The sequence below is a fragment of the Microbacterium sp. genome, assembly GCF_035554235.1.
GTDB lineage: Bacteria > Actinomycetota > Actinomycetes > Actinomycetales > Microbacteriaceae > Microbacterium.
The window spans coordinates 1-4,498 of the sequence record NZ_DATMIO010000194.1 but is presented as its reverse complement, the minus strand read 5'-3'; the positions used below and the strand labels follow the sequence as shown (position 1 = coordinate 4,498).

Below are 4,498 nucleotides of genomic sequence, written 5' to 3'. Positions count from 1 at the left end.
AGGGGAGCGCGCTGCCCTGGCTCATGTACGGCGGTACCACGATGTCGATGCGGGCGCGGGGCGCGGGCGCATCCATCGGCCAGACGAGCACCTCGATCCCACGGGCCCCGCGGAGGGCGCGGGTCACATCGTCGGCGAGCTGCTGCGTCGGCACGGAGACGGTCAGGTTCGAGATGTCGGGGGTCACACATCCCACGCTACCGAGGTCGCGCGGCGCGCCGCCGCCGCTACGTCGCGCCGCCGCCGCTACGCCGCCGCGCCGACGACGGCGGCGATCGCCGAGGTGAAGAAGCCGACGCCGTCGGTGCCCGACCGCATCGCCTTGGGCGTATCGGGGCCGAAGCCCTCCTCGACGGCGTGCTCGGGGTGCGGCATGAGGCCGACGACGTTCCCGCGATCGTTCGCGAGCCCCGCGATGTCGCGCAGCGACCCGTTCGGGTTCACGCCCACGTACCGGAATGCGACCAGCCCCTCGCCCTCCAGCCGGTCGAGCTCGGACTCTGCGGCGATGTAGCCGCCGTCGGCGTTCTTCAGCGGGATGACGATCTCCTGGCCGGTGGCGAAGTCCGAGGTCCAGGCGGTATCGGCGTTCTCGACGCGGAGGCGCTGGTCGCGTCGGATGAACTGCTGGTGCGCGTTGCGGATGAGGCCGCCGGGCAGCAGGTGCGCCTCGACCAGCATCTGGAAGCCGTTGCAGATGCCGAGGATCGGCATGCCCTTCGCCGCGGCATCCTGCACTTCGCTCATGATCGGGGCGAGCGCCGCGATCGCGCCGGCGCGCAGGTAGTCGCCATAGCTGAACCCGCCGGGCAGCACGAGGGCGTCGACTCCCTCGAGGTCGTGCGATCCGTGCCAGAGGGCCACGGGCTCGGCCCCGGCGACGCGGATGGCGCGCTGCGCGTCGCGGTCATCGAGCGAACCGGGGAACGTGATGACCCCGATGCGCGCGGTCACTCCACGACCTCGATGTTGACGACATCCTCGATCACGGAGTTCGAGAGGATGTCGCCCGCGATCTGGCGTGCCTGGGCGAGCACGTCGTCGCCGACCTCGCCCTCGACCGTGAGCTCGAAGCGCTTGCCGATGCGGACGCCGGTGAAGGCGTCGACGCCCAGGCGCGCGAGGGCTCCCGAGACGGCCTTGCCCTGCGGGTCGAGCAGTTCGGCTTTGGGCATGACGTCGACGACGATGGTGGGCATTGAGGGCTCCGGATGTCGGCGGGCGGGCGTCCGATCAGTCTATCCGCTGCGCCTGCGGCGACCGTCGGGATGCCGCGACCCAACCGTGATGCGGGCTACCCGACTACTTCGCACGCATCTCGTGTTCGCAAGCAGCTCGTGAGTGGCATCATGGCCGGAGCGGTCAAGGGCTGACCGTGACGATCCTGACGAGAGAGGACTCCGCCAGCATGGCTGCGATCCCCGCCCGCCCCTTCCCCGACCACTTCCTCTTCGGCGCCGCCACGGCGGCCTACCAGATCGAGGGCGCCGCCTTCGAAGACGGTCGCACCGCGTCGATCTGGGATGCGTTCTCGCGCGTGCCCGGCGCCGTCGTGAACGGCGACAACGGCGACGTCGCGTGCGAGCACTACTACCGCCACACCGACGATGTGGCGCTCATGAAGCACCTGGGGCTGCAGACCTATCGCTTCTCGACGTCGTGGTCGCGGGTGCGCCCCGACGCCGGCGCGGTCAACCGGAAGGGCGTCGATTTCTACAGCCGCCTCGTCGACGAACTGCTCGGCGCCGACATCGTGCCGTGGCTCACGCTCTACCACTGGGACATGCCGCAGGCCCTCGAGGAACGCGGCGGCTGGGCCGCACGCGAGTCGGCCGAGCTCTTCACGGAGTACGCCCTGACGGTGCACGACGCCCTCGGCGACCGCGTGAACATCTGGACCACGCTCAATGAGCCCTGGTGCTCGTCGTTCCTCAGCTATACGGCGGGCGTGCACGCGCCCGGGCGCTACAGCGTGAGCGACGGCCTGCGCGCCTCGCACCACCTGCTGCTCGGGCACGGCATGACCGTCTCGGAGCTGCGCACGCGCGACAAGTCGCTCGATCTGGGCATCACGCTCAACCTCACGGTGGCGCAGCCCGTCGACCCGGCCGATCCGGCCGACATCAACGCCGCGCGCCTGATCGACGGGCAGTTCAACCGCTGGTTCCTCGACCCGCTCTTCCGCGGGGCCTATCCGGCCGACATCTACGACGCGGTCGTGGATGACGCGCTCGAGGCTGCGATCCAGCCCGGCGACCTCACCACCATCTCGGCACCGATCGACACCCTGGGCGTCAACTACTACCACGGCGAGTACGTCGCCGGACGTCCGGCCGAGAACCCTCCGGTCAGTGGGGGCGCCCCGACCGACCGCCTTGCCGGCTCGCCGTTCCCGCTGTCGACCGGCATCCATTGGCACGAACGTGGTCTTGCGCGCACGAACATGGGCTGGGAAGTCGAGCCCGCGGCGCTGACGGAGCTTCTCGTGCGCGTGCAGGACGAATACACGGGCGACGCCGGCGTCGCACTGTTCGTCACCGAGAACGGCGCCGCCTACGACGACGAGCCCGTGACCGAGGACGGTGTGCTGCGCGTGCACGATGCGGAGCGCACCGAGTTCGTGCGGGCCCACGTCGCGGCCGTCCTCGATGCCATCGAGCGCGGCGTCGATGTGCGCGGGTACTTCTACTGGTCGCTGCTCGACAACTTCGAGTGGGCCTGGGGCTACGAGAAGCGGTTCGGCATCGTCCGCGTCGACTACCAGACCCAGGAGCGGACGATCAAGGACAGCGGGCTGGAATATCGTCGCATCATCGCTGCGCGCGCGATCGATGTTCCCCCTCGGTGACGCCGGCGTCCGCATCGGCGATCTCACGCACGAGGGGTGCCCATGAAGTCCGAGACGAGCCGCGCCCGGCGACGATCGAAAGAGGTCGCGGCCGCCGCAGGGGTGTCGCGCTCCACGATCTCCCGGGTCGTGAACGGCTCCACGGCGATGAGTCCGTCGAGGTGCCGGTCGCTACGGGAGGTCGCTACGGGAGGTCGCCCGTGAGGCGGGCGAGCAGCTCGCGGTAGCGATCGGCGGTGCGCCGCACGATCTCGCCGGGGAGCTCGGGCGGGCTGCCCTGCTTGTCCCAGTGCGCGGCGAGCCAGTCCCGCACGATCTGCTTGTCGAAGCTCGCCATGCGCTGCGACGGCGTCTCGCCGGTGGCCCAGGCCGCGGCATCCCAGTATCGCGACGAATCGCTCGTGAGCACCTCGTCGGCGAGGGTCAGCACACCGTCGGCGTCGAGGCCGAACTCGAACTTGGTGTCGGCGAGGATCAGCCCGTGCGCCTCGGCCGTGGCGGCCGCCCGGCGGTAGATCTCGAGCGACAGGTCGCGCAGGGCGGCGGCCACCTGCGGGTTCGTCAGCTCGACGGAGCGCTCGAACGTGATGTTCTCGTCGTGCTCGCCCATCGGCGCCTTGAAGGCCGGCGTGTACAGCGGCTCGGGCAGCCGGTCGCCGTCGTGCAGGCCCTCGGGGAGGGGAATGCCGCACACCGTTCCGCTCGCGCGGTACTCCGCCCAGCCGCTTCCGGTGAGGTAGCCGCGCACGACGCACTCGATCGGCTGCATTTCGAGGCCCTTCACGAGCATCGCGCGCCCGGAGACCTCGGCGGGGACGAGGCTCAGGGGCGCGTCGTCGGCTCCCACGGTGTGGGAGGCGAGGAGATGGTTCGGGATGCGGCGGCCGCCGTCGCCGCCGGCCAGCTGGTCGAACCACCAGAGGCTCAGGGTCGTGAGCAGCTCGCCCTTGCCCGGGATGCCGGGGGAGAGCACGTGGTCGAACGCACTGACTCGGTCGCTCGCGACGACCAGCATCCGGTCGGCGGCCAGCATCCGGTCCGTCACCCCCTCGGTGCCGCCGGTCGCCGTCCCCGTCGAAGCGTCGGCGGGCACATACAGATCGCGCACCTTGCCGGAATATACGTGTCGCCAGCCGGGGAGGTTCAGGGGGGAGCTCACCGGTCCATTATCCCGGTGGCCGGTCAGGGCGTGATCTCGTCGAGGTAGGCGAAGGCCTCCGCCATGAGCGCCGCCCACGCGTCGAGCCCCGCCTCCGGCGCCACGGTGACCCACTCGCGCATCTCGCGGCCGCGCATGACCATTCGCGGCGCGACGCCCGAGTCCGAGAGTTCGGCCGCGCGGGCTTCCGGCACCTTCACGATGAGGCCCCCGCCGGACCCGACGAAGGCGAACACCTTCCCGCGGACGCGCAAGCCCTCGGTGCCGAACATCCGGCCGATGTCGACGCCGGGGCGCCCGAGATAGGTCTCGGCCAGGGGGTCGAAGAGTTCGTGGCCCAGGGCCATGTCGTCGGCGCTCATGCGGCCACGGTAGGCGCGCGGGGTGCGGTCCGTCCACCGTGCCGTACGTCCACGTGCCGTACGTCCACGTGCCGTACGTCCACGTGCCGTACCTCCACAGCGGCGACCGTGGCCAACGTTCGAAGCAAG

Annotated in this window: 6 protein-coding genes and 1 pseudogene; 2 read left to right on the top strand and 5 right to left on the bottom strand. The window is 70.6% G+C overall.

What is annotated here, in order from left to right:
- From VNT50_RS10135 to purS, 3 genes and pseudogenes are all read right to left on the bottom strand, one after another.
- A pseudogene (locus VNT50_RS10135) lies at nucleotides 1–187 on the bottom strand (hydroxyacid dehydrogenase); the annotation flags it as partial.
- Between the two features lie 59 nt (nucleotides 188–246).
- Nucleotides 247–954 carry a phosphoribosylformylglycinamidine synthase subunit PurQ gene (gene purQ / locus VNT50_RS10130; RefSeq protein WP_325484992.1) on the bottom strand — a complete coding sequence of 236 codons (708 nt, stop codon included), beginning with the start codon at nucleotides 952–954 and terminating at the stop codon, nucleotides 247–249.
- The gene (gene purS, locus VNT50_RS10125) at nucleotides 951–1,199 is read right to left on the bottom strand and encodes a phosphoribosylformylglycinamidine synthase subunit PurS (RefSeq protein ID WP_325484991.1); all 249 of its coding nucleotides are present in this window, start codon (nucleotides 1,197–1,199) and stop codon (nucleotides 951–953) included. The genes purQ and purS overlap by 4 nt, the downstream gene beginning before the upstream one ends.
- A 209-nt stretch (nucleotides 1,200–1,408) precedes the next feature.
- Between purS and VNT50_RS10120 the strand changes: the two genes are divergently transcribed.
- Nucleotides 1,409–2,848, top strand: coding sequence for a glycoside hydrolase family 1 protein (locus tag VNT50_RS10120; RefSeq protein ID WP_325484993.1), 1,440 nt, complete (start codon nucleotides 1,409–1,411; stop codon nucleotides 2,846–2,848).
- A 42-nt stretch (nucleotides 2,849–2,890) separates the two neighbouring features.
- Nucleotides 2,891–3,052, top strand: a complete 162-nt coding sequence (locus VNT50_RS10115) for a LacI family DNA-binding transcriptional regulator (RefSeq protein ID WP_325484990.1) — start codon at nucleotides 2,891–2,893, stop codon at nucleotides 3,050–3,052.
- On the opposite strand, the gene VNT50_RS10110 is transcribed toward VNT50_RS10115, so the two are convergent.
- Nucleotides 3,033–4,007 carry a phosphoribosylaminoimidazolesuccinocarboxamide synthase gene (locus tag VNT50_RS10110; protein ID WP_325484989.1) on the bottom strand — a complete coding sequence of 325 codons (975 nt, stop codon included), beginning with the start codon at nucleotides 4,005–4,007 and terminating at the stop codon, nucleotides 3,033–3,035. The genes VNT50_RS10115 and VNT50_RS10110 overlap by 20 nt on opposite strands.
- Nucleotides 4,008–4,030: 23 nt before the next feature.
- Complete coding sequence (locus tag VNT50_RS10105) at nucleotides 4,031–4,369, bottom strand: TfoX/Sxy family protein (RefSeq protein ID WP_325484988.1); 339 nt, start codon at nucleotides 4,367–4,369, stop codon at nucleotides 4,031–4,033.
- Nucleotides 4,370–4,498 lie beyond the last annotated feature (129 nt).